23 protein-coding genes are annotated in these 20,849 nt (G+C 60.1%); 10 read left to right on the plus strand and 13 right to left on the minus strand.

Annotation, left to right across the window (positions count from 1 at the left end):
* From C7A17_RS01740 to C7A17_RS01750, 3 genes are read right to left on the minus strand one after another with little or no spacing between them, the layout of a single operon-like run.
* Window positions 1-711: an HvfC family RiPP maturation protein gene (locus C7A17_RS01740; RefSeq protein ID WP_106736386.1), complete on the minus strand. Its 711-nt coding sequence runs from the start codon at window positions 709-711 to the stop codon at window positions 1-3.
* A complete protein-coding gene (locus C7A17_RS01745) occupies window positions 708-1,550 on the minus strand; it encodes an HvfB family MNIO-type RiPP peptide maturase (protein ID WP_106736387.1) in 843 nt (280 codons plus the stop codon). The genes C7A17_RS01740 and C7A17_RS01745 overlap by 4 nt, the downstream gene beginning before the upstream one ends.
* A gap of 21 nt (window positions 1,551-1,571) precedes the next feature.
* Window positions 1,572-1,847 (minus strand): HvfA family oxazolone/thioamide-modified RiPP metallophore, encoded by a 276-nt coding sequence (locus C7A17_RS01750; protein WP_106736388.1) that lies wholly within the window; start codon window positions 1,845-1,847, stop codon window positions 1,572-1,574.
* Window positions 1,848-2,387: 540 nt separating this feature from the next.
* On the opposite strand from C7A17_RS01750, the gene C7A17_RS01760 reads away from it, so the two are divergent.
* Together C7A17_RS01760 and C7A17_RS01765 are read left to right on the plus strand one after the other, a co-directional pair.
* Window positions 2,388-3,548, plus strand: a complete 1,161-nt coding sequence (locus tag C7A17_RS01760) for a DUF4238 domain-containing protein (protein ID WP_106736390.1) — start codon at window positions 2,388-2,390, stop codon at window positions 3,546-3,548.
* Window positions 3,549-3,579: 31 nt separating this feature from the next.
* Complete coding sequence (locus C7A17_RS01765; RefSeq protein ID WP_106736391.1) at window positions 3,580-4,350, plus strand: hypothetical protein; 771 nt, start codon at window positions 3,580-3,582, stop codon at window positions 4,348-4,350.
* 262 nt (window positions 4,351-4,612) lie between these two features.
* Here the strand turns inward: C7A17_RS01765 and C7A17_RS01770 are convergent, their stop codons facing one another.
* The 3 genes from C7A17_RS01770 to C7A17_RS01780 all read right to left on the minus strand — a co-directional run bounded on the left by C7A17_RS01770 (window position 4,613) and on the right by C7A17_RS01780 (window position 6,635).
* Complete coding sequence (locus C7A17_RS01770) at window positions 4,613-4,846, minus strand: anti-sigma factor family protein (RefSeq protein WP_106736392.1); 234 nt, start codon at window positions 4,844-4,846, stop codon at window positions 4,613-4,615.
* A complete protein-coding gene (locus C7A17_RS01775; protein WP_106736393.1) occupies window positions 4,840-5,442 on the minus strand; it encodes an RNA polymerase sigma factor in 603 nt (200 codons plus the stop codon). The genes C7A17_RS01770 and C7A17_RS01775 overlap by 7 nt, the downstream gene beginning before the upstream one ends.
* Window positions 5,443-5,513: 71 nt before the next feature.
* Window positions 5,514-6,635 carry a beta-ketoacyl-ACP synthase III gene (locus C7A17_RS01780; RefSeq protein WP_106742673.1) on the minus strand — a complete coding sequence of 374 codons (1,122 nt, stop codon included), beginning with the start codon at window positions 6,633-6,635 and terminating at the stop codon, window positions 5,514-5,516.
* 358 nt (window positions 6,636-6,993) lie between these two features.
* Between C7A17_RS01780 and C7A17_RS01785 the strand changes: the two genes are divergently transcribed.
* Both C7A17_RS01785 and C7A17_RS01790 read left to right on the plus strand, forming a co-directional pair.
* Window positions 6,994-8,604 (plus strand): FMN-binding glutamate synthase family protein, encoded by a 1,611-nt coding sequence (locus tag C7A17_RS01785; RefSeq protein ID WP_106736394.1) that lies wholly within the window; start codon window positions 6,994-6,996, stop codon window positions 8,602-8,604.
* Window positions 8,605-8,746: 142 nt separating this feature from the next.
* On the plus strand, window positions 8,747-9,484 hold the full coding sequence (locus C7A17_RS01790) for a substrate-binding periplasmic protein (RefSeq protein ID WP_106736395.1): 738 nt from the start codon (window positions 8,747-8,749) through the stop codon (window positions 9,482-9,484).
* Here C7A17_RS01790 and aguA read toward each other — a convergent pair.
* From aguA to pnuC, 4 genes are all read right to left on the minus strand, one after another.
* Window positions 9,475-10,590: an agmatine deiminase gene (aguA, locus tag C7A17_RS01795; protein WP_106736396.1), complete on the minus strand. Its 1,116-nt coding sequence runs from the start codon at window positions 10,588-10,590 to the stop codon at window positions 9,475-9,477. The two genes, C7A17_RS01790 and aguA, sit on opposite strands and share 10 nt — an antisense overlap.
* 97 nt (window positions 10,591-10,687) lie before the next feature.
* Window positions 10,688-11,575 (minus strand): LysR substrate-binding domain-containing protein, encoded by an 888-nt coding sequence (locus C7A17_RS01800; protein WP_106742675.1) that lies wholly within the window; start codon window positions 11,573-11,575, stop codon window positions 10,688-10,690.
* Window positions 11,576-11,820: 245 nt separating this feature from the next.
* On the minus strand, window positions 11,821-12,852 hold the full coding sequence (locus tag C7A17_RS01805) for an AAA family ATPase (RefSeq protein ID WP_106736397.1): 1,032 nt from the start codon (window positions 12,850-12,852) through the stop codon (window positions 11,821-11,823).
* Between the two features lies 1 nt (window position 12,853).
* The gene (gene pnuC, locus C7A17_RS01810; protein ID WP_106736398.1) at window positions 12,854-13,420 is read right to left on the minus strand and encodes a nicotinamide riboside transporter PnuC; all 567 of its coding nucleotides are present in this window, start codon (window positions 13,418-13,420) and stop codon (window positions 12,854-12,856) included.
* 141 nt (window positions 13,421-13,561) lie between these two features.
* Between pnuC and C7A17_RS01815 the strand changes: the two genes are divergently transcribed.
* The 3 genes from C7A17_RS01815 to C7A17_RS01825 all read left to right on the plus strand — a co-directional run bounded on the left by C7A17_RS01815 (window position 13,562) and on the right by C7A17_RS01825 (window position 16,341).
* The gene (locus C7A17_RS01815; protein WP_106736399.1) at window positions 13,562-14,314 is read left to right on the plus strand and encodes a tetratricopeptide repeat protein; all 753 of its coding nucleotides are present in this window, start codon (window positions 13,562-13,564) and stop codon (window positions 14,312-14,314) included.
* Between the two features lie 150 nt (window positions 14,315-14,464).
* Window positions 14,465-15,940 (plus strand): hypothetical protein, encoded by a 1,476-nt coding sequence (locus tag C7A17_RS01820; protein ID WP_234035867.1) that lies wholly within the window; start codon window positions 14,465-14,467, stop codon window positions 15,938-15,940.
* The gene (locus C7A17_RS01825; RefSeq protein ID WP_106736400.1) at window positions 15,937-16,341 is read left to right on the plus strand and encodes a hypothetical protein; all 405 of its coding nucleotides are present in this window, start codon (window positions 15,937-15,939) and stop codon (window positions 16,339-16,341) included. Before C7A17_RS01820 ends, C7A17_RS01825 begins: the two co-directional genes overlap by 4 nt.
* A 61-nt stretch (window positions 16,342-16,402) precedes the next feature.
* On the opposite strand, the gene C7A17_RS01830 is transcribed toward C7A17_RS01825, so the two are convergent.
* Window positions 16,403-17,701, minus strand: coding sequence for an FAD-dependent oxidoreductase (locus C7A17_RS01830; protein ID WP_106736401.1), 1,299 nt, complete (start codon window positions 17,699-17,701; stop codon window positions 16,403-16,405).
* Window positions 17,702-17,844: 143 nt separating this feature from the next.
* On the opposite strand from C7A17_RS01830, the gene lepB reads away from it, so the two are divergent.
* Window positions 17,845-18,414 (plus strand): signal peptidase I, encoded by a 570-nt coding sequence (gene lepB, locus C7A17_RS01835; RefSeq protein WP_106736402.1) that lies wholly within the window; start codon window positions 17,845-17,847, stop codon window positions 18,412-18,414.
* Between the two features lie 26 nt (window positions 18,415-18,440).
* Here lepB and C7A17_RS01840 read toward each other — a convergent pair whose 3' ends face one another.
* A complete protein-coding gene (locus tag C7A17_RS01840; protein WP_106736403.1) occupies window positions 18,441-18,866 on the minus strand; it encodes a 3-isopropylmalate dehydratase in 426 nt (141 codons plus the stop codon).
* Between the two features lie 184 nt (window positions 18,867-19,050).
* Here C7A17_RS01840 and C7A17_RS01845 point away from each other — a divergent pair, with 184 nt between their 5' ends.
* On the plus strand, window positions 19,051-19,317 hold the full coding sequence (locus C7A17_RS01845; RefSeq protein ID WP_106736404.1) for a DUF2790 domain-containing protein: 267 nt from the start codon (window positions 19,051-19,053) through the stop codon (window positions 19,315-19,317).
* A gap of 52 nt (window positions 19,318-19,369) precedes the next feature.
* Here the strand turns inward: C7A17_RS01845 and C7A17_RS01850 are convergent, their stop codons facing one another.
* A complete protein-coding gene (locus tag C7A17_RS01850) occupies window positions 19,370-19,807 on the minus strand; it encodes an HIT family protein (protein WP_106736405.1) in 438 nt (145 codons plus the stop codon).
* 319 nt (window positions 19,808-20,126) lie between these two features.
* On the opposite strand from C7A17_RS01850, the gene C7A17_RS01855 reads away from it, so the two are divergent.
* Complete coding sequence (locus tag C7A17_RS01855; RefSeq protein ID WP_106736406.1) at window positions 20,127-20,828, plus strand: glutathione S-transferase N-terminal domain-containing protein; 702 nt, start codon at window positions 20,127-20,129, stop codon at window positions 20,826-20,828.
* Window positions 20,829-20,849: the final 21 nt, after the last annotated feature.

Consider the following 20,849-nt stretch of genomic DNA (forward strand, 5'->3'; position numbering starts at 1 on the left):
TCAGTCCTCGGGATACGGAAACCAGATATCGCGCGCCTGCCAGTCATCCAGCAGCACGCGGGCGTTGTCGAAATAGGCGCGATCCGCGGCCAAGCCATGGGCCGTGGCCAACCCCAGCTGCGCTTGCACAGGCGTCTCGGCGGCCTGCAGGCGCAGCGCCAACTGGTAGGCGAACGGCGACAGTTGCATGAAGCGCACCTGATCCTGGCGATCACGCCAGACCAGCAGGCAGGTCGGCTCGGCAGGCGGCTGCGTCGGGCAGTGATCGGCACCGATCATCTGCACCGGCCACTGGTAGGCCAAAGGCCAGGCCAGCGGCGACCAGCCGCGCTCGGGCAACTGCGCATCGCTGACATCCAGCGCCAGCTCGACCCACTCGTAATGCGCCAGCTCCAGCATGAACGCAGGGTCGTCAGGCTCGGCGCGATAGCCCTGCTGCAACCAGGCAATGAACTCCTGGCTGATCTCGAGAAAGTACGGCGTGCTCGCCCGATGCTCAGCGAAGAATGCGCGCAGCAACCGCTGCCAGCGCTCCGCCCCGAGAATCCCGCGCAGCACCGGAAAGGCGCCGCCGACCAGGCTGGCGACGTTATTGAAAAACAGCTCCTCGTAGATCGCCATGCGCTCGCCGCTGATGCCCGGTAACAGCGCCTGCGCTTCGGGCTGGCGAATACGCGCGGCGAAATCGCGCTGCAATTGCACGCCGCTCATGTGCCGTACCTGCTCAGCGGTTGCGCAGCCTGTTGCAGGCTGCGGATATGCGCCAGCTCGGCATACAGCTCGGCCAGCGGCGGGAAGTTGAAGTCGCGTTCCAGCAGCGTCGGGCGTACGCCATGCTGCGCGTAGGCGCTACTCAGCAGTGCCCACACCGGGTCGATCACCGGCGCACCGTGGGTGTCGATCTTCAGGTCTGCCGCCTGGTCGTAATGCCCGGCGACATGCAGATAGGCGATGCGCTCACTCGGCATCGCGGCGATATAGGTCTCGGCATCGAAACCGAAGTTCAGGCTGTTGACGTAGACGTTGTTGATGTCGAGCAGCAGTTGGCAGTCGGCACGTTCCAGCACAGCACAGACGAAACCTGCCTCGTCCAGCTCGCCGGGCAGGCGCGCATAGGCTGAGACGTTCTCAATGATCAGCGGCCGCTCCAGCACGTCCTGCACGATGCGTACGCGCTCGACGATGCGCGCCACCGATTCCTCTGAAAACGGCAGCGGCATCAGGTCATACAGCTGGCCATCATCGGCGCAGGCCGACAGATGCTCGCTGTAGGCCAACACTCCGTGCTCGTTCAGAAAGCCCTTGATGGCGTGCAGCAACTCCAGATTCAGCGGCGCGAAGCCGCCAAGGTTGAGGGACAGACCATGGCACAGCAACGGCCGGCGCTCGCTCAGGGCACGCAGTTGCTTGCCCAGCCGGCCACCGACACCGATCCAGTTCTCCGGCGCGACTTCGAGAAAGTCGGCGCCGCTGGCCTCATCACCGATCAGCTCGGCGAGCAGCCCGCGACGCAGACCGAGACCGGCGCCGGTGAGGTGTGCGAGGTGCATGATCCGTCCTCCCCTGTGCCCTTACTCGCTCTTCTCGCCGCCGCACTTGCCTTCGGCATCGGTCTTCTTGTCGGCGCCGCAGGAGCCTTCCTTGTCCGCCTTCATATCGCCTTTCATTTCACCGCCACATTTGCCTTCACCGCAGGAACCTTCCTGCGCCTTCTCACCGGCAGCCAGGCTGTAGCCGCTGCTCAGTTCCTGCGCGGCGAACGGGTTGCTCGCGGCATGCGCGGTGAAGGCAACAGTGCTCAGCAGCGCGGCGCCCAGGGTAGCGGTCAGGGTATTGAGTTGTTTCATGGCATCTCTCCATCGGTTTCGAATACGGCGCCAGGTTGGCGCCCTCGCAGCAATGGACGAGGCAGGGATGCGGGCGTTACAGCGGGCGAAAAAAGTTTTCGTAGCCTGGATGAAATCCGGGGGCGCTTTGCCCGCTACCAGTCGCGGCTACGACTGTATGGATGCAGGAGGTAGAGCGAAGCAGGATGCCAGAACCGAAAGCCCCTCCCACAGGCACAGAAACATCCACCAAACCGTGGGAGGCGCTTCAGCGGCGAGGCTTTCGATAGCCAGTAGCCCGAACGGCCATCGCAAGCGGTGGATGACAAAAGCGTCATCCGCCCTACGCGCGGTGAACAATGCGTAATGCTGGAGCAAAAAGATAAGATTAAACAAACACAGCTGACTGCCCAGGAAATAGCGGTAAGTCTATGACTTAGAGAAGATTCTCGTGCGAAGCGAAACGATATGGTGCGGGGTCAGATGGAAAATTTTATTATTACATCATTATCGCCTTACATATAAATCCTGCTAAAGATCCTACTACGCAAGGAAATCACATTGGCAATTCAAAAAACAATAAACCAGCATTATGTTCCCCAGTTTTTACTGGAGGGCCTTGACTCGACCGGAGCCAAAAAACCAAAAGTACATATTTTTGACTTAGAAAGGAACATTGTTCGCCAAAGCCAAGCAATTAAAGAGATTTTCTCTCAAAATTACTTCTATGACAAAAACAATGAAATCGAGAACTTTTTATCATCAAACATCGAAGGCCCCGCATCAGAAATAATAAATAGAATAAGACATGGTGACTTCAACATACCAAACCAAGCCAGAACCACATTAATTAAGTTCATGTGTTGTCAAAATGCCAGAACCGTCGAAGGCAGAGAGGACGCTCTAAACTTCATCAACGCGCACTTCCATCAAATAGTTTCAAATTTAAACAGACTTAACAACTTAGGAATAAAAAATCCAGAAGACTTCAATATAAGACCATCAAACAAAGACTCGATGCGCCTTTTCAATGCAGCACAAGCCTTAAACGGGGTCAATGACTCGAAAGGAATGGAGGATCTTGAATTTCATTTCTTGATAAACAAAACCAATCAGGAATTTATTATTTCAGACCATGCAATAGCCCGATACAACTGGCTCTATCGTGACCTTCATGATCCACGCATTGGGAGTATGCTAGCCAAAGGTGTTCAGCTGTTCCTTCCACTTTCAGACAAGATTTGTCTTTGTGCGTATGACGCGAAAATTTATAAGTATGGAAATAAATCCTCTAATATTTCCGAATTGATTTTTGAGAGCGATGTCTCCTGGATGAATCAGCTACAAGTGAGAAACGCTCACTCATTCATAGCTTTCAAGTCCATATCCATGGTTGGTATTTTAGAAAAAATGCGCGCAGAGTTTTATGGAAAAAAGATTTACGCTAGAAAAAGCGCTTACCTAGGACAAAAAAATATTGGAGAGGAAAGACTTAAGACGACGCACGTTGTGTATACCGAACAGGTAAAACTGAGAGACAAACCCACGTTCTTTAAAATTCTTAAAAAATCAAGAAACTCTGCCATCTGCTTCGAAGAGCGCGACCCCAATATATCTAAGAGCTTAATGATACTGAAAGAAAAGATACGGAAAGACAGAAACACCAATCAACCCTTAAAAAACCAAAGCACTCGAACGCAACAAAATTGCGCCGACAATTGAAGTAATATTCTTAACTGATGGGAGATTAGGTTTGAGTCAGAAAATAAGGATCTGGGAAACTAGCATCTCATTGTTAATTGCATATGAGATACTCGCCCTTGGATATAAGAAAGCTAAATCCATACGCACACCACTAAGGCTTGATGATGGAAATTTAGAGAAAGATACCACCCCGACATCCGATTATGCTAACTACCACCAGTCTTTTGCTTTGTTAATCTTAAATGCATCAATTATTGAAGGAACCATTAGAAGCATCCTCTCTGAAAGAATATCTAGCGACATTGACTATGAAATAGAAAAAGGAAAATCCTTCGGCCAAGAAAAGCCTTCTCGCGCCGAAGAGCTTTTGTATAAATTTCGAGAAGAAGTCGAACTCCAAGGCGGATGGGAAAAGCTCAAAAGCCAATACAAACAATATTTAGAAATCAACCTAGACAAGATCACAAACGAAGAAACCAGAGAAGGTATAAACACACTTTTTGCCCTTAGAAACATTTTATCGCATGGAACAGCAATCATCCAGCCAAGCATAAAAATGGACGACGAACTCAAAAATGTGTACCCATTTAATTGGCAGACAAAAATCCAGAGAGCTAGCGTATATCTAAAATCAAAATTCAGCCATGAAGGGATTTTTGAAAATCTAGCTGAATTCGAAGTTCCAGAGCATTTTATGGAAATCACCAAAACATATTTAAATGACCTAAAAAAGGCTGTAGGGGACATACCAGAGCGAGCGAAGAAAACCATTGAAATGGTAGATAGATATAGCTTCGGTTACATTAACTACTCCAGATAGCACATAAAAAAGCAAGTAGCCCGGGTAGAGCACAGCGAAACCCGGGAGAAATTCGATGGGTTTCGCGTTGCTCTACCCATCATACGGTGCTGCTCTTGCAAGCGAAGTTTGCCGGAGGTTTCTTCGTTGCGAGGCACTACCAATTAGCCCGAACAACCATCGCAAACGGTGGATGAAAAAAGCGTCGGCTACGCACCCCGATCCACCCTACGCAGGATCTTGCCCAGATGGGCGACACCAAGCCGTCCAACAAGCACGCAGTTCACCCCTGATTGCGCCGATCCTGCGCCAGGCGCTCGGCCAGGGCGTCAAGTTCGGGCAACTCCCCCTCCGGCATCTGCCGGATCACCGCCTGGGTCAGTTTCATCTGGCGGATAAAACGCCGGCAGTTGCCGCACATGGCCAGGTGCGTGCGCACGGCCAGGCGCTGGCGCAGGGTCAGCTGGCCGTCGAGATAATCGCTGGAGTGAGCGACCAGTTCCTTGCAGGTCAGCATTGGCCTGTCTCCTCGAAATGTTCCAGGGTGGCGAAAACTTTCAGGCGTGCCCGGTGCAGCAGCACACGGGCATTGGAGAGGGAGATGTCGAGAAGATTACAGATCGCCTCCAACTCCAGCCCCTGTCGCTCGCGCAGCACCAGTACGCTGGCCTGCAGCTCGGACAGGCTGGCCAGGGTGTGTTCCAGGCACTGGCGCAGTTCGTCCTCGGTAAGCAGCGCTTCGGGGCTGTCCTGGTGCCAGGCATGCGGCGCCAGGAGCCAGTGGCCGTCATCGGCAAAGCGCTCGTCACCCACCGTGCCATGCGGCGCAGCCAGGTCGTCGAGCAGCACCTCGCGGCGGTTGTGCTTGAGGCGGGTCTTGGCGGTGTTGGCGGTGATGGTCAGCAGCCAGGTCTTGAGGCTGGAGCGTTCCTGAAAGCCTGCCAGGCTGCGCACCACGGCGAGCCAGGCATCCTGTACCACTTCATCGGCGTGGCGGCTGCCGACGATGGCGTAGGCCACCGCGCGCATCGCCCCCTGATAGCGCACGACCAGCTCGCGGTAGGCCTTCTGCTCACCGGCGAGCAGACGGCCCAAGAGATCGGAATCGGACATGGAACTCCCGTAGGTCAGGCCTGCGCACGAAGCCGAACGCCCCGTGCATGTCAGGCATGCCTACAGAGAGTTCAACGCTTGCGCAAAATTACACTGCCGATCGAATAACCGGCACCGAAGGAGCTTAGAACACCCAGGCTGCCCGCCGGCAGGTCGTCCTGATTCTTGTGCAGGGCGATCACGGAACCAGCCGAACTGGTGTTGGCGTAGGTGTCGAGGATCACCGGCGCCTCGTGTGGCTCGGCGTCACGCCCCAGCAGCTTGCGCGTGATCAGCAGGTTCATGTTGAGGTTGGCCTGGTGCAGCCAGAAGCGCTTGACGTCGCTGACGTTGAGCTGGTTTTCCGCCAGGTGCGCGGCGATCAGCTCGGCGACCATCGGGCAGACGTCCTTGAACACCTTGCGGCCTTCCTGCACGAACAGCTTGTCCCTGGCACCAATACCCTCTTCCGCCGCACGGTTGAGGAAACCGAAGTTGTTGCGAATGTTGTTGGAGAACTGAGTCAGCAGCTTGGTGCCGACCACGTCGAACTGGTACTTGGAGGTGGCCTGGTCGGCACGCTCGATGATCACCGCAGTGGCGGCATCGCCGAAGATGAAGTGGCTGTCGCGGTCACGGAAGTTGAGGTGGCCGGTGCAGATTTCCGGGTTGACCATCAGGATGGCACGGGCCTGGCCGGTCTGGATCGCGGTGGTCGCAGCCTGAATACCGAAGGTGGCCGAGGAGCAGGCCACGTTCATGTCGTAACCCCAGCCCTGGATACCCAGCGCGGCCTGCACTTCGATGGCCACCGCCGGGTAAGCGCGCTGCAGATTCGAGCAGGCGACGATTACCCCGTCGATATCGGCGACGGTCTTGCCGGCGCGCTCCAGCGCCTGCTTGGCAGCGCCGACGGCCATTTCACAGAGGATGCCCCAGTCTTCGTTGGAACGCTCAGGAATGCGCGGCACCATGCGCTGCGGATCGAGAATGCCGGCCTTGTCGATGACGAAGCGGCTCTTGATGCCCGACGCCTTCTCGATGAAACCACTGCTGGACTCGCTCAGCGCCTCGACTTCACCGCGGGCGATGGCCTCGGCATTGTCGGCGTTGAACTGCTGCACGTAGGCATTGAAGGATGCCACCAGCTCGTCGTTGGAAATGCTGTTGGCCGGGGTATAGAGGCCGGTACCACTGATCACGACGTTATGCACGCTCATTCCTCTTGTCGGCCGCGCCGAGCGGCCTCAGGCAGTAAACCCGCGCCTGATGAGCGTGGGTAAATGGAGAAGTAGCAAGCGGGGCTTTGATAGCGGCCCCTGCCCAATCAGCAGAGTTTGCCACAGCCGTTTGCGTTCGTCCTCAAGCCGAAACAGTGGCCATATGGCCACTATATGACCGAAAATAATTAAAAAGTCTCCAACTATCTTGAGATAGCCATAAGTGGCTCGTATGGCGACACAGGCACCCTTTAGACGACAACCTGTGGATACTCAATCCACACTGTCTAGCCTGAAGCTTTCAGCGTCCTGCTAGAGTGAAGCCTTTGATCCCGGCACCAACGGAGACTGCATGAACCTATCGCTACTGAGCCGTTACGCTTTTTTTGCCTTCTGCGTCCTGTTCACCCTAGCCAGCCTGCCCTTCCTGCGTCATGAATGGCTGTGGCCGTTCACCCTGCTCACCGGCATTCTCAGCTTGATCGGTATCGGCGACCTGCTGCAAACGCGCCACGCGGTCAGGCGCAACTACCCCATCCTGGGCAACATCCGCTACCTGGTCGAAGGTATCCGCCCGGAGATTCGCCAGTACCTGCTCGAAGGCGATGCCGAGCAACTGCCCTTCTCCCGCGCCCAGCGCTCGCTGGTCTATTCGCGCGCCAAGAACGAAGGCGCCGACAAACCCTTCGGCACCCTGAGCGACGTGTACCAGAACGGCTTCGAGTTCATCAGCCACTCGATGCGCCCGGCGCCGCTCACCGATCCGTGCAGCTTTCGCGTGGAGATCGGCGGGCCGCAATGCAGCCAGCCGTACTCGGCCTCGCTGTTCAACATCTCGGCGATGAGCTTCGGCTCGCTCAGCGCCAATGCCATTCGCGCGCTCAACGAAGGGGCGAAACTGGGCGAGTTCTACCACGACACCGGCGAGGGCAGCATCAGCCCCTACCACCGCGAACACGGCGGCGATCTGGTCTGGGAACTGGGCAGCGGCTACTTCGGCTGCCGCACCTCCGACGGGCGTTTCGACCCCGAGCGCTTCGCCGCGCAGGCCGCCAGTACGCAGGTGAAGATGATCGAGATCAAGCTCAGCCAGGGCGCCAAACCGGGTCATGGCGGCATCCTGCCAAAGCACAAGATCACCGAGGAAATCGCCAATACCCGCGGAGTCCCAATGGGCGAGGACTGCATCTCGCCGTCGCGCCACAGCGCCTTCTCTACCCCCACCGAGCTGCTGCAATTTATCGCCCAGCTACGCGAGTTGTCGGGCGGCAAGCCGGTGGGTTTCAAGTTCTGCCTCGGCCACCCGTGGGAGTTCATGGGCATCGTCAAGGCCATGTTGGAGACCGGCATCCTGCCGGACTTCATCGTCGTCGACGGCAAGGAAGGCGGCACCGGCGCGGCGCCGCTGGAGTTCACCGATCACCTTGGTGTGCCGTTGCGCGAGGGCCTGCTGTTCGTGCACAACACCCTGGTCGGCAGCAACCTGCGCGACAAGATCAAGCTTGGCGCCAGCGGCAAGATCGTCAGTGCCTTCGACATCGCCCGGGTGCTGGCCATCGGCGCCGACTGGGCCAACTCGGCGCGTGGTTTCATGTTCGCCATCGGCTGCATCCAGTCGCAGTCGTGCCACACCAACAAGTGCCCCACCGGCGTAGCCACCCAGGATCCTCTACGCCAGCGCGCCCTGGTGGTCGAGGACAAGGCGCAGCGCGTCTACAACTTCCACCGCAACACGCTCAAGGCGCTGGCCGAGATGCTCGCCGCCGCCGGCCTCGATCACCCGGCACAGATCGACGCCAAGCACCTGGTGCAAAGGCTGTCGGCCACCGAGATCAAGCTGTTCTCGCAGCAGCATGTGTTCCTCGCGCCGGGCGAGTTGCTCAGCGGCCAGATCGGCGGCGAGTTCTACGAGCGCATGTGGCGCATGGCACGTGCCGACAGCTTCGAGCCGGCGCCGGCCTGAGCCAGCGCACCGACCTTCGCCCGAGCATCTTGAGCGGCGCACAAAAGCGTGACACCTTCGCCCGTGCGCCTGGTCGTCGAGGAGTCACCATGTTTTCCCCACGCTGTACAACATCATCGCTCGGTCGGTCATCGCCATCTGCATGAGCGTATCCTCCCTTTACCGCCTGTGCGCCCTGCTAGCCTGCCTGTTCAGCACGCAGGCGCAGGCCGAGCAGCCGGCGCTGCGCTTCGCCGTCACAGAAAGTACTGCCATGCCGATGATGCAGATCGAGCATGGCGAAGCCGTGGGCGGCATTCTCTACGACCTGCAAGCGCGCCTGGCGCAGAAAGTCGGGCGCCAGGCCAGGATGTTGGTACTGCCCCGCCTGCGCGTGCAAAGCATGATGATGCACGGCGAGATCGACGTGCGCTGCAACGTCAGCCCGGCCTGGCTGATCAGCGGGCACCATCAGTACATCTGGAGCCTGCCGTTCACGTTCCAGCACGACGTGCTGGTGACCCGTGCCGACATGCGACAGCGCAAGCCCAAGGCGGGCGAACGGATCGGCACCGTGCTCGGCTTCGGCTACGCCGCGCTGGAAGCACGATTTCTCAGCGGCGACCTGCTGCGCGAAGACGTGCGCACCCAGGATCAGGTGCTGGAGAAACTGGCAGCCCGGCGCTATGACTTCGCCGTCGCCAACCAACTGACCCTGGACTGGTTCAACCGCCACCTCGCTCCGGACAAACGCCTGGTGCGCATCGCCGAGATCGGCAGCGACCCGCTGGCCTGCATCATCCGCAACGAAGCGGACGTACCGACCCAGGCCCTGCTCAGGGCCATGGTGCAGATGAAAGAGGATGGCGAGCTCGACGCCATCCTCGCCCGCTATCGCTGAACGGCAGGTGCCGCATATTGCGGCAGAGTAATGCAGCCGACGTTGCCGCCGCCGAGCAACAACTCACGCGAGCGTTCGATGCCGATGATGCGATGCTGCGGGAACAGCTCGGCCAGCACGGACTGCGCGGCGCGGTCGTTGGGATCATCGAACAGCGGCATGACGATCGCCGAATTGCCGGTGTAGAAGTTGATGTAGGACGCGCAGATCAGCGTCCCGTCCTGGCGCGCCATGCTGCCGTCCACCGCATCGAGCCCCTCGGCCTCCTCCGCGCTCCATTCCAGCACTCGTGGTTGCGGCAGCTTGTGCACCTCCAGCGTGCGGCCACGAGCATCGCGGACGCTGCGTAGCACATCGTAGGCCTCCTGGTAGATTTCCCACTGCGGGTCGCTGCGGTCGTCCGTCCACTGCATCACCACCACGCCCGGCCTGACGAAACAGGCCAGGTCGTCGATGTGCCCGTCGGTCTCGTCGAACTTGCAGCCTCGCGGCAGCCAGATGATTTGCTCGGCGCCTAGGTAATCGGTCAGGCGCCGGGTGACCTCGGCCTTGCCCAGATGGCCATTGCGATTGCGGTTGAGCACGCACTGCTCGGTGCTCAGCAAGGTGCCCTGACCATCGCTGCGGATGCTGCCCATCTCGGCGATCAGCGAGGCGCGGTAGCGGTCGCACTCTTCCAACTCAAGAATCTTCTGCGCGATCTGGTCGTCCTTGTCCCAGGGAAAATACAGCCCGCCATCGAAGCCGCCATAGGCATTGAACTGGAAATCCACGCCGCGCACTTCACCAGTGGCGTCGTTGACCAGGAAGGCCGGGCCGCTGTCGCGGAACCAGGTGTCGTTGCAGCTCATCTCCACCACCCGTACCTCCGCTGGCAGGCGGCTACGGGCGTTGGCGTACTGCGCGGCCGAGGCGCAGACGGTGACCGGCTCGCTGCTGGCGATGGCACTGACCACGTCGACCCAGACCTGCTGCGCCGGCTTACCGCCGTTGCGCCACACATCCGGGCGCTCCGGCCAACCCAGCCAGCAGCGGCGCTTGGGCTCGAACTCGCCAGGCAGACGAAAGCCATCGGCCTTGGGGGATGAAGTCAGGGTACGGGCCATCTCACGGCTCCTCGTCGGTGGCTGGAATCGGCCCAGACACTACCCGCGCGGCCCGCTCGCGACCAATGAGGTTTATCGCGGAACCCTTGAATTCAATTCACAGGTCTACCAACTGATCGGTGAACCATTCGATGAAGCCGGCAACCGCCGGCTTGTCCAGGCGCAGGCGCTCGCAGACCAGCGCGTACTGCCCCAGCGCCGGCACCTGAGCGGCGAAGGGCCGCACCAGGCGACCGCTGGCCAGATCCTCGCCGCTGGTGAGGTTGTCGCCGATGGCCACGCCCTGGCCGCGCGCGGCGGCTTCCATGGTCAGGCCGGCATGCCCCAGATAGAGGTGCCGCGTGGGGCGAATGTCACCGGCATGGGTGGTCAGCCAGGCCGTCCAGGTCTTGCCGTCCTGATCATCGTGCAGCAAGCAGTGGCGCGCCAGGTCACGCGGGTGCTTGAGCGGCGACAGGTTGAACAGGCCGGGGCTGCATACCGGGAAGAACTGCAGGGTCGGCAACGGCCGCACGAAGTAGGCACTGGCATCGTCCGGGCCGGTGCCGTAGGTGATGGCGATGTCGATATCCGCCGCTGGCAGCGAGGCGTCGAGCGGCTGCTCGTGCAGGTGCAGGGTGACCTGTGGATGGCGCTCGGCGAAATCGGCCAGGCGTGCCACCAGCCACTTCTGCGCCAGCTCGGCAGTCACCGCGATACGCAACTGGGCTTGCGAGCCGGGGTCACGCAGTTCGTCGCAGGCCTCGCCGATCAGTTCGAAGGCCTGCTGCAGACGGCTCAACAGGCGCCGCGCCTGGGGCGTCGGGCGTACCTGGCGGCCATCACGCTCGAACAGGGCGCTGCCCAGTTGCTCTTCCAACTGACGAATCTGGTGGCTGACGGCGCTGTCGGTGACGCACAGCTCGTCGGCGGCGCGGCCGAAATGTGCATGCCGCGCGGCGGCTTCGAAAGTGCGCAGGGCGGTGAGCGAGGGCAGACGGCGCATGACGATCCCGGTTCGGTCGAAAACGCGCATCCTCGCCCAGCCATGGATGCCCGACAAGTTTCGTAGCGTGTCGCAACGCGCCCAGACGTTGCGCGCCGCTGATTGCAGCCATGGCTGGCTGAACTCCAGGTGTGTTCCACAAGCCGGTGCGCGCAGCGCACCCTACGCAAAACCACCTGCGGCATCCCAGCAAGTGCTTCGCTCGTTCGAGCGTAGGGTGCGCAGTGCGCACCGACTACCTCCGACTAGGTTCCGCTCAGGCTATGCAGCACCTGTTCGATGCGCTGTGGCAGAGAGCCGGTCAACCGGGTGAATGGCCAGCCGCGCCGCGTCAGTTCCTGCTCGTACCACTGGTTCTGGCGGCGGCGAAAGGTCTCGTCCTGACGCGTACCATCCTGCACGAAGGGGAAGTCATCGGCGCACAGGAACAGGTGGTGATAGTGCCGCTCGGCCAACTGCTCCAGTTCGACCTCGGCGCGGCCGAACAGCTCGCGGCAGTAGAACAGCGTGGTCAGGGGCGTGGTGTCGCAGACCAGGTAGCGTCGGCACTGCCCGGCCAACTCGCCCTCCCGCGCGACCTGGGTGCGGCCGATACGCAGCAGGTCGTCATAACCGAGCACACCGCCCTGCTCTTCCCACAGTTCGCGGCCGTACTCGGCGGCATGGCGCGTGCCCAGCGCCTCGGCCAGTGCCACGGCGAGGCTGCTCTTGCCGGTGGACTCACCGCCGAGCAAGGCGATGCGCTCGACGAAATCGGCATAGACCGGCGGCGCCAGATATTCGCGCAGACCATGGATATCGGCCCTTAGACGCGTACCGGACACCGGCACCTGCGTGCGCGCCCGGTCGATCTCGACATGTTGCACCGCTCGCCCGAAGCATCGGCTCAGGTGCGCGGCGAAGCCCTCGCCATAGGCCTCGCTGGTAAATACCGCATCGACCGGCTGCCTCAGCACGGCCAGGCAGAAGTCGGCAACGAACTGGCGCTGCACGGAATCGGGCTCGGATTCGTCGGGTAGATCAGGCAGCGCCAGGCTCTGCGCACGTTGCCGAGCCACCCACTCGGGCGTCACCACCCAGCTGCGTAGCTCGGGAAAGCGTAGCCGCAACCAGTTCGCCCGCCGCTCGGGCTCGCAGCCTGCACGCTCCGGTCGCGACCAACTGAGCAGCACGAGCTGCTCGCACTGGGCCTGCGCCTGGCGAATCAGCCACTCGTGCCCCAGGTGCAGCGGCGCGAACTTGCCCACCACCAGGCCAATTGCGAATCGCCTGGTCATGTCAGGCATTCTGCGCGTTCAGTTCACGGCGCCAGCGATACAGGCCGTACCAGGCGTTGCACCAGAACAGCAGGTAGATGAACGCCGTCAGGTACAGCTCACGCGCAGCGAACAGCGGTACGGCGAGGGTATTGACCAGCAACCAGCCGTACCAAGTTTCCAGCTTGCGGCGCATCAGCAGCAGTTGCGCCAGCACGCTGAAGGTCAACACCAGCGAATCGATGAAGGGCGCGTAGGCATCGGTGAAATGGTGCAACAGGACGCCATAGGCCAGCGCCACCAGCACCGCCACGGCGAGCGCCAGAGATAGCCCCGTCCAGGCCGAGCGACTGATCGGCATGGGCTCGCCACCGCGACCGTGCAACCAGCTCCACCAGCCCAGCAGACTGGTGACGATGAAGAAGCCCTGCAAGGTGACATCCGCATACAACTGCACGCTGAAGAACAGCCAGCCGAACAGCACGCAGCCGACCAACCCGACCACCCAGGTATGCACCGAATTGCGCGCCGCCAGCAGCACCGAAACCAGGTAGAAGAGGTTGGCGAAGATCTCCAGCGACGACGGCATGCACGCATCCTGATGGACATGAAAACAGCCGCGCAGCCTATCACGTGACGTACGCCACAGCCGTGCACGCGTCACCTGACAACACGCATGATCCGTGCTCTGATACGCATCCCTTCGCACTCCAAAGGACTGGATCGCACCATGCCCTTGCTCGCCCTGTTGGTCATCGCCTGCCAAGTCACCTGCGGCCTCCACGTGGTACGCAGTGGTCAGGAACGCTATTGGCTGTACCTGATCATCGCCCTGCCCGGCCTCGGCTGCCTGATCTACTTTCTCGGCATCATGCTGCCGGATCTGCTCGGCAGCCGTCGTGGCCGCCGCGTCCTCAATCGCCTGCACGACAGCGTCGACCCGCAGCGCCATCTGCGCGCCCTGCGCGATGAACTGGAAATTCGCGACACCCGCGACACCCGCGTCAATCTCGCCGATGAACTGCTGCGCATGGGTCAGGCGGAGGAAGCCGCCAAGCACTACCAGATGGCCTTGCGCGGCATCCACAGCGATGCGCCCGACATCCTCCTTGGCCTGGCCAGGGCACGCTTCGCCCTGGGTGATTTCGCTGGTTGCCAGGCGAGCCTCGATCAACTGATCACCCACAACCCCGACTTCCGTTCCAGCGACGGCCACCTGCTGTATGCCCGCGCCCTCGAAGGCCAGGGCAACGATTTCAAGGCCGAGGAGGAATACCGCGCCCTCGGCAGCTATTGCGCCAGCCCGGAAGCCAACTACCGCTATGCCCTGCTACTGCGTCGACTGGGGCGCGAGCGCGAAGCGGTCGAGTTGTTGCTGCAAATCCAGACCCACGCCCGCCGCTCTGCCCGACACTATCGCGTGCTGCACAAGGAGTGGCTGGATCTCAGCCAGAAAGCCCTGCTCGAGCTGCAACGCAACTGAGCGGTGAACGCCACTATTTGCGTGCATCGCTCACAAAACAGAGACGCCGCACGCCACTGCGCAAGACTTTGCGCATAGGTCATTGGTTAGCATCGGACGCTGACGAAGGAACCTGCCGGCATCCGCCGGCTGCAGCAGGGATGCAACAGGATGAGCGGCTACGTCCCCAACAACCGCAACGACCGCCCGGCTCCAACGCCGGAACCCTATAACGGCGATTTCCACCGCCAGGCCCCCAGGCCACTGGAAGGTGGCAGCACCCAGACCGCTAGTTGCCTGGTCGGCCTGCGTTTCGTCTGGGACAACGGCGAATGCCTCGGCGCCAATCTGCCCTACAGCCTCTCGCCGGCCAGCGGCAATGCCTTGCGCGGCAGCCTGGATACCCGCGGCAGTCTGATTCAGAGCATACCCAGCGGCGAGTACGAAGCACAGCTGCTCGCTGACGCTGATGTCGACACCGACATCAGCAGTGCCCGTGCCGAGCTACAGACCGTACTGGACGAAATTCTTGCCGCAGAGCGCGCGGAAGCAGCGCGATTACAAGCCATCCAGGATCAGCGCAGCGCTTTCTCCAACTATGTGCATCGCCAACTCGCGGTGGGCAAAGGTTTCTTTCTTGGTGCCTGGGGGCTTCTCAAGACCGCCAAGGAATTCTCTGACCTGGTCAATCCCTTCACCGCCTTCTCCAATGCCCTGCGCAGCGCCTGGCAGGCTCGCGCCAGTGAAGGCGAAACCTGGCTGGCCGCCTACAACCGCCAGTTCAGCGCCGAGCAACACCGCGAACTGGTCGAGGCACTGGGCTTCGACCCGAGCAGCATCACCCGCGAACAATTGGCCGAAGCCTACGAACTGGCCTGCTTCATCTACGAAGACGCGCCCAGCAAGGCCATGCTCGGCCGTTTCGCCGTCGACTACGCCAAGGCGCAGAACGTCGAGGAGGTCGCCGAGTTCAGCGGCGGCGCACTGTTCGAAATCGTACTGGCAGCCCTGCTGATCGTCTTCACCGGCGGCGTCGGCCTGGCCGCTCGCGGTGCAGCATCGGTAAGCTATCTGGACAAGCTCACTCGCCTGGGCAATGCATTGAAACGCCTGAGCGCGGCCTTGAAGCGCGCAAGGATCAGGCGTGGAGGCAGAGCGAGAGGGAGCGGGACTGGGGCACGGACGGTAGAGGTAGAAAGACCTGAAACAATTCGACCTGAGACACTTGCTGCCCCAACCTTACGGAGCTGGTCGCATTTAACTCTTAGCGAAAGGCACTTTCCTCATAAGGTGACAATCCCTAAGAAAACTGGAAACACCATGTATACCGTTTCACCAGAGGAAGTCGCGAAAGATTTAAGAGAAATTCACACAAACGGTGAATCTATTCGCCAAGGCGAGTTATTTTATACATCCTCGGGGCGAGTATATGGCCTGCATGAAAACTCAATACACCCAATTAGTGGCCCTGGCACTGTAAATATCACCTCAGCCGAATACAACATACTGATAAATGCCAAAAAGAAAGGCCTGGACAACGCAAGAAAAACATTAGACATCATGACCCAAAAAGGAATATTCACCCTAGAACAAAAGACTCGTACAACACAACTACTCGACATCATGAAAGAACGAGGCATCAAATGAGCAAGTCAATAAATCTATTCATCAAGAGAAAAGTCTCCGAAGCACAAATAATCACATTGCTTAATCGATATATTCCAGAAGGGGTCGAATCTCTTGAGCATCCACAAGACAGTGCTGCTTTTTTTCTTCAATACTTCGACAACGAATCTGAATTTCATCAAAATCTAGGTCTCTCTTGGGCGTCTGATGATTTGATTCTTGACGAAGTAAAACTGGCCATGAATTTGGCCAATGAACTGTCCACAGATGTATTGCTGGAACCTGAGCGCCTGGCTCTGCCCGATGGCTACCAGTGGTGCCTCGCAACGATGAACAACCAACTGTATGCAGTCGAAACCATTGACGTCGAAGACGGAATCGCTCTAAGACCGCATACCCCAAAAGTTCTGCTCACCACTTGAAAAGCACTACCTTCACTGTTCGAACAGTAGTCATTAATGGACTTTTCAGACCATCCTTAAGCTAAATTCGCGAAGCCTCTTCCCAGGCCTCACGCTCCCCCGTCCACACATGCAACTCGCGCTTCTGTGCCCCTGACCATAGCCAGCCATTACGCGCACCGACGAGGGTGCTGACCGCATGCTGGCGACCGAAGCGGTTGTGCCGGGCAAGCATCAAGGCGATATCGCGCATGACCGCCAATACGTTGCTGTTGGACTGGAACAGGGGCGTCAGCAAACGGCTGGCCTGGCGGTAGTAACGCAGGTGATCACGGCGCGTATCGCCGTAGTGAGCGAAGACCGCGTTCCAATCGAGAGACTGCTGCTCGCGCTCAGTGGCATCACCCAGTGCATCGGCCAGCGCTGCTGCGTCGACCAGCGCCATATTGGCGCCCTGCCCCAGTTGCGGACTCATGGCGTGGGCGCAGTCACCGATGGCCAGGACGCGGCCATCGTGCCAGCGCTGCATGCGCACATCCGCGTAGGCGGCCAGGGTCAGTTGCGCGGTGTCATGGAGCTGTTCGAGATAAACCTCGGCAGGCTCGCCAGCCAGGCTACGCACGCGGGTTTTCCAGGCCTCCAGTCCACTCGCTCGCCAGGCGTCATGCTCACTGAGCGGCAGGCTCCAGAACAGGCTGGTCAGTGACGTTTCACGGGCCTGATGGGTACAACCGGTTGGCATCAACCCGAACATTTCCCGGCAACCGCGATACCACTGGCGCAGCTCACCGGAGCCGGCGTTCACCGACGTCGGCAACATGCTCCACAGGGCGCCCCAGGGATAGGGGCGCGACCACTGGCGTACCTGCATCTGCGCACGCAGGGTCGAGCGCGTGCCGTCCGCCAGGATCAGCGCGGCAAAGTCGCCCATGGGAAATTCCTCGCCATTCTCGTCCTGCCGCAGCAGTCGGATATGGCCGCAGGCCTGCTCGAAACGACTGACAGTGACACCGGTTTCCACCTGCACGCCGGCACGTTGCGCGGCATACAGCAATGCCGTCATCAGTACGCCGCGGTGGATGCCAAGACCAAAGCTGCCCGGCTGCCAGTCGTGATAACGCGTGTCGAGGATCGTCCGCCCCTGGCAACTGGTGCCGTACAGCCGACTGACCGGAGCGCCCAGTGCGGTGCACTCAGCCAGCAGGCCGAGGCGCTGCAATACCGCTAGGCCGGAGGGCTGCAGCAGGATGCCCGCGCCCACCGGCTGCAACTGCTCGACCCGCTCCAGCAGGCGCACCGCGTAGCCCTGGCGGGCCAGGAAAATTGCACTGGCCAGGCCGGCCGTACCCGCCCCCACTATCGCTATCGGCAATCCGTTCACAACTGCTCTCCCTCTTCGACCGGCCGATTCTAACCGTGATACCCAGCGCTGCGCTTGATCCGGCACGCACTTGAACGACACGGCTTGCAGGCGCGTCGCACACTCCACTAAGGTGGCGCCCTCCACAGGTACAAGGATCGACCATGCGCTGGAATTTCTGGACAGGCTTCATCGCCCTAGCCCTGCTGATGCTCGGCTTCTATCTGCTGAATCCACTGGGCCCGGCTACGCTCGATCCGCGAGCGCGCATCGCGGGCTACTTGCCCAATCAGGTGCCGGCCAACTCGATGGCGCCTACCCTGCAAACGGGTGACTACATTCTCAGCAGTGTCTGGGCCTATGTCGGTAGCGAACCCGAGCGTGGTGACGTGGTGGTCTTCGTGAGCCCGGTCAATGACGTCGTTTACGTCAAGCGCATCATCGGCCTTCCCGGCGACCGCCTGGCGATGCGTGATCATCGTGTCTACATCAACGGCCAGTTGCTGGACGAGCCGTACCTGCACCCTGCCCCAGCCCTGAACGTGCCGGATCGGAACTACGGCGACCTGACCGAAACGACCATCGCCGAGGGCGAGCTGTTCATGCTCGGCGACAATCGCCGCAACTCCGCTGACAGCCGCCTCTGGGGCAGCGTGCCACGGGCCAACCTGATCGGTCGCGTCGAGCGTATCTGGTGGGCCGAGGATCCACAGCGAACGGGCAAGCTGCGCTGACCCGCTGAACGTCCGAGCCCTGTGCGTCAGGGCGTATCCGGCACGATATCGAAACCACCACGGTTCTGGCTGATGATGCGCAGCTTGTGGGTCTCGCCAGTCTTCACCGGCACCGCCACTTCGCGCAGCAGTCGGCCCATGCCGCACAGGGTGTCATCCATGCGATCCGGCGTGATGCCTACCACACGCGTACCCGGCGGCACCTGGAAGGTGGCGACCTCGCCCATACCGATTCGCGCAGCGACCTTGCGATCAACCTCGATGGCCACGTAGCAACCGCCCCCCATCACGCCGAAATCACGATTGACCACGATCTGCGCGCTGTTCGCCTGCGCCTCCTGAAACGCCAGCAGGCGATCTTCAGACACCGGCTTGATGTTTTCCGGATCACCGCGAAACGATGAACAACCCGCCAGCAAAAGCAGAGGTAGAACGATGAGAGTCGAACGCATGAAGCCCTCCATGGGCAGATGGATGCCGCCTGAGTATTGGTGTTGACGAGCCAGCGAGCAAGGTATCGATGGCAGCAATGTTCAGTAGCACAAGCATCGATTTCATCAATGAACAGCGTGATGTTTTCATCTCTCTCGACCCCAGCGCCACACACTTCGGCGCCACTGATCGGAGACCATCACCATGAAACTCGCCGCTATCACCACCACGCTCATCGCCGCTTTCGCACCCATGGCGTTCGCCAGCGAAAAAGCACCTGACATCAGCAAGCTGGACGTGCAGCAGTATCACTACGGTATGCAGCTGGACATCGACCAGGTGCTGCAACGCACCGACAACAGCCGCAAGAGCGGTGTAGTGCCCAGCGTGCTGGTCTACCGCGACAGCCAGGGCGAAGTGCATGCCGTGCGTTTCATGGAATGGGGTGGGCTGAACAACCAGAACGGTTGAACACACCCATGAAGATGCCCCGACCGATTCACTCGGCCGGGGCATTCTCGTTTCAGCCTTGCAGACGTTTGACCAGACGCGCCTGCAACGCTTCCAGTTCGGCCGGGTCGGCCTTGTTGGCGGCATGAATACCGAGGCCTTCGCCCTCGAAACGCGGGATCACGTGCATATGGATATGGAACACCGTCTGCCCGGCGGGCGCGCCGTTGAACTGTGCAATCTGCACACCAGCCGGCTGCAATTCATCGACTATGGCCTGGGCGACCTTCTTCACCACGGCCATGACCTTGGCCAGGCTGGCTTCGTCGATCTCCAGGATATTGCGCGCGGCAGCACGTTTGGGGATCACCAGGCTGTGGCCCTTGGATTGCGGGAACAGGTCGAGAAAGGCCAGTACATCGTCGTCCTCGTAAAGTTTGTAGCAGGGCAAGTCGCCGCGAATGATCTGGGCGAAGATGTTCTGGGAATCGTAAGTACCGTGCAGGCTCATGCCGATGGGCTCCGTGCCGGGTGGATGAAAACCCGCACCATACCGCCTCGCTCGCGCACAGGGAACCGGGCAGGATTGCCCGAGTCGATGACTACTAGCAGTTGGATCGATTTCCTGCGCCCCACCACTCGTGTTCTGATCGCCCCTTTCGTAGAGGTTGTTCAGGATCTCGCGAGCTAGAGCGATACAAGGCAAAAACAAGCGAGGAAGCAGAGTGTACTTTTGTACATGAGCATTCCGAGCTTGTTTTTAACGCAGTAGCGCCGACGCACAGCAGATCGTGAACAGGCTCTTAGGCCCATTCGACATGGAACTCCACATGACCGACCTCAGCCCCTTCCACATCACCCGTAAATGGCCCGCCCAGCATCCCGAGCGCCTGCAGCTCTACTCGCTGCCCACCCCCAACGGCGTCAAGGTTTCGATCATGCTGGAAGAGATCGGTCTGCCCTACGAGCCGCACCTGGTCAGCTTTGAGAGCGATGACCAGTTCAGCCCCGAGTTTCTCTCGTTGGCGCCGAACAACAAGATTCCCGCCATCCTCGACCCCGATGGGCCCAATGGCCACCCGCTGCCGCTGTTCGAGTCCGGGGCGATTCTGATCTACCTGGCGGAAAAGACCGGCAAGCTGCTGCCAAAGGACGCCGCTGCCCGCTACGAGACGATTCAATGGCTGATGTGGCAGATGGGCGGCCTGGGGCCGATGTTCGGCCAACTCGGTTTCTTCCATAAATTCGCCGGCAGCCAGTACGAAGACAAGCGCCCGCGTGATCGCTACGTCGCCGAATCGGCCCGCCTGCTCGGTGTGCTCGATCAGCACCTGCAAGGCCGCGACTGGATCGCTGGCGAGTACAGCATCGCCGACATCGCCGTGTTCCCCTGGATTCGCAACCTGGTGGGTTTCTACGAAGCCGCCGAGCTGGTGCAATTCGAGCGCTTCGCCAACGTGCGTCGCGTGCTCGATGCCTTCCTCGCTCGTCCGGCAGTACAGCGCGGCCTGAACATTCCGGCTCGCGGCTGACGCGCCATGCCGGAGCCGTGG

The sequence above is a fragment of the Pseudomonas mendocina genome (assembly GCF_003008615.1).
Classification (GTDB): Bacteria; Pseudomonadota; Gammaproteobacteria; order Pseudomonadales; family Pseudomonadaceae; genus Aquipseudomonas; species Aquipseudomonas mendocina_C.

Coding starts and splice junctions, on each gene's coding strand:
- C7A17_RS01745 (WP_106736387.1), bottom strand. CDS start 1,550: ATGCACCTCGCACACCTCACCGGCGCCGGTCTCGGTCTGCGTCGCGGG.
- C7A17_RS01785 (WP_106736394.1), top strand. CDS start 6,994: ATGAACCTATCGCTACTGAGCCGTTACGCTTTTTTTGCCTTCTGCGTC.
- C7A17_RS01805 (WP_106736397.1), bottom strand. CDS start 12,852: ATGACCAGGCGATTCGCAATTGGCCTGGTGGTGGGCAAGTTCGCGCCG.
- C7A17_RS01770 (WP_106736392.1), bottom strand. CDS start 4,846: ATGCTGACCTGCAAGGAACTGGTCGCTCACTCCAGCGATTATCTCGAC.
- C7A17_RS01815 (WP_106736399.1), top strand. CDS start 13,562: ATGCCCTTGCTCGCCCTGTTGGTCATCGCCTGCCAAGTCACCTGCGGC.
- C7A17_RS01800 (WP_106742675.1), bottom strand. CDS start 11,575: ATGCGCCGTCTGCCCTCGCTCACCGCCCTGCGCACTTTCGAAGCCGCC.
- lepB (WP_106736402.1), top strand. CDS start 17,845: ATGCGCTGGAATTTCTGGACAGGCTTCATCGCCCTAGCCCTGCTGATG.
- C7A17_RS01790 (WP_106736395.1), top strand. CDS start 8,747: ATGAGCGTATCCTCCCTTTACCGCCTGTGCGCCCTGCTAGCCTGCCTG.
- C7A17_RS01820 (WP_234035867.1), top strand. CDS start 14,465: ATGAGCGGCTACGTCCCCAACAACCGCAACGACCGCCCGGCTCCAACG.
- C7A17_RS01775 (WP_106736393.1), bottom strand. CDS start 5,442: ATGTCCGATTCCGATCTCTTGGGCCGTCTGCTCGCCGGTGAGCAGAAG.
- C7A17_RS01840 (WP_106736403.1), bottom strand. CDS start 18,866: ATGCGTTCGACTCTCATCGTTCTACCTCTGCTTTTGCTGGCGGGTTGT.
- pnuC (WP_106736398.1), bottom strand. CDS start 13,420: ATGCCGTCGTCGCTGGAGATCTTCGCCAACCTCTTCTACCTGGTTTCG.
- C7A17_RS01825 (WP_106736400.1), top strand. CDS start 15,937: ATGAGCAAGTCAATAAATCTATTCATCAAGAGAAAAGTCTCCGAAGCA.
- C7A17_RS01750 (WP_106736388.1), bottom strand. CDS start 1,847: ATGAAACAACTCAATACCCTGACCGCTACCCTGGGCGCCGCGCTGCTG.
- C7A17_RS01850 (WP_106736405.1), bottom strand. CDS start 19,807: ATGAGCCTGCACGGTACTTACGATTCCCAGAACATCTTCGCCCAGATC.
- C7A17_RS01845 (WP_106736404.1), top strand. CDS start 19,051: ATGAAACTCGCCGCTATCACCACCACGCTCATCGCCGCTTTCGCACCC.
- aguA (WP_106736396.1), bottom strand. CDS start 10,590: ATGGCCCGTACCCTGACTTCATCCCCCAAGGCCGATGGCTTTCGTCTG.
- C7A17_RS01740 (WP_106736386.1), bottom strand. CDS start 711: ATGAGCGGCGTGCAATTGCAGCGCGATTTCGCCGCGCGTATTCGCCAG.
- C7A17_RS01855 (WP_106736406.1), top strand. CDS start 20,127: ATGACCGACCTCAGCCCCTTCCACATCACCCGTAAATGGCCCGCCCAG.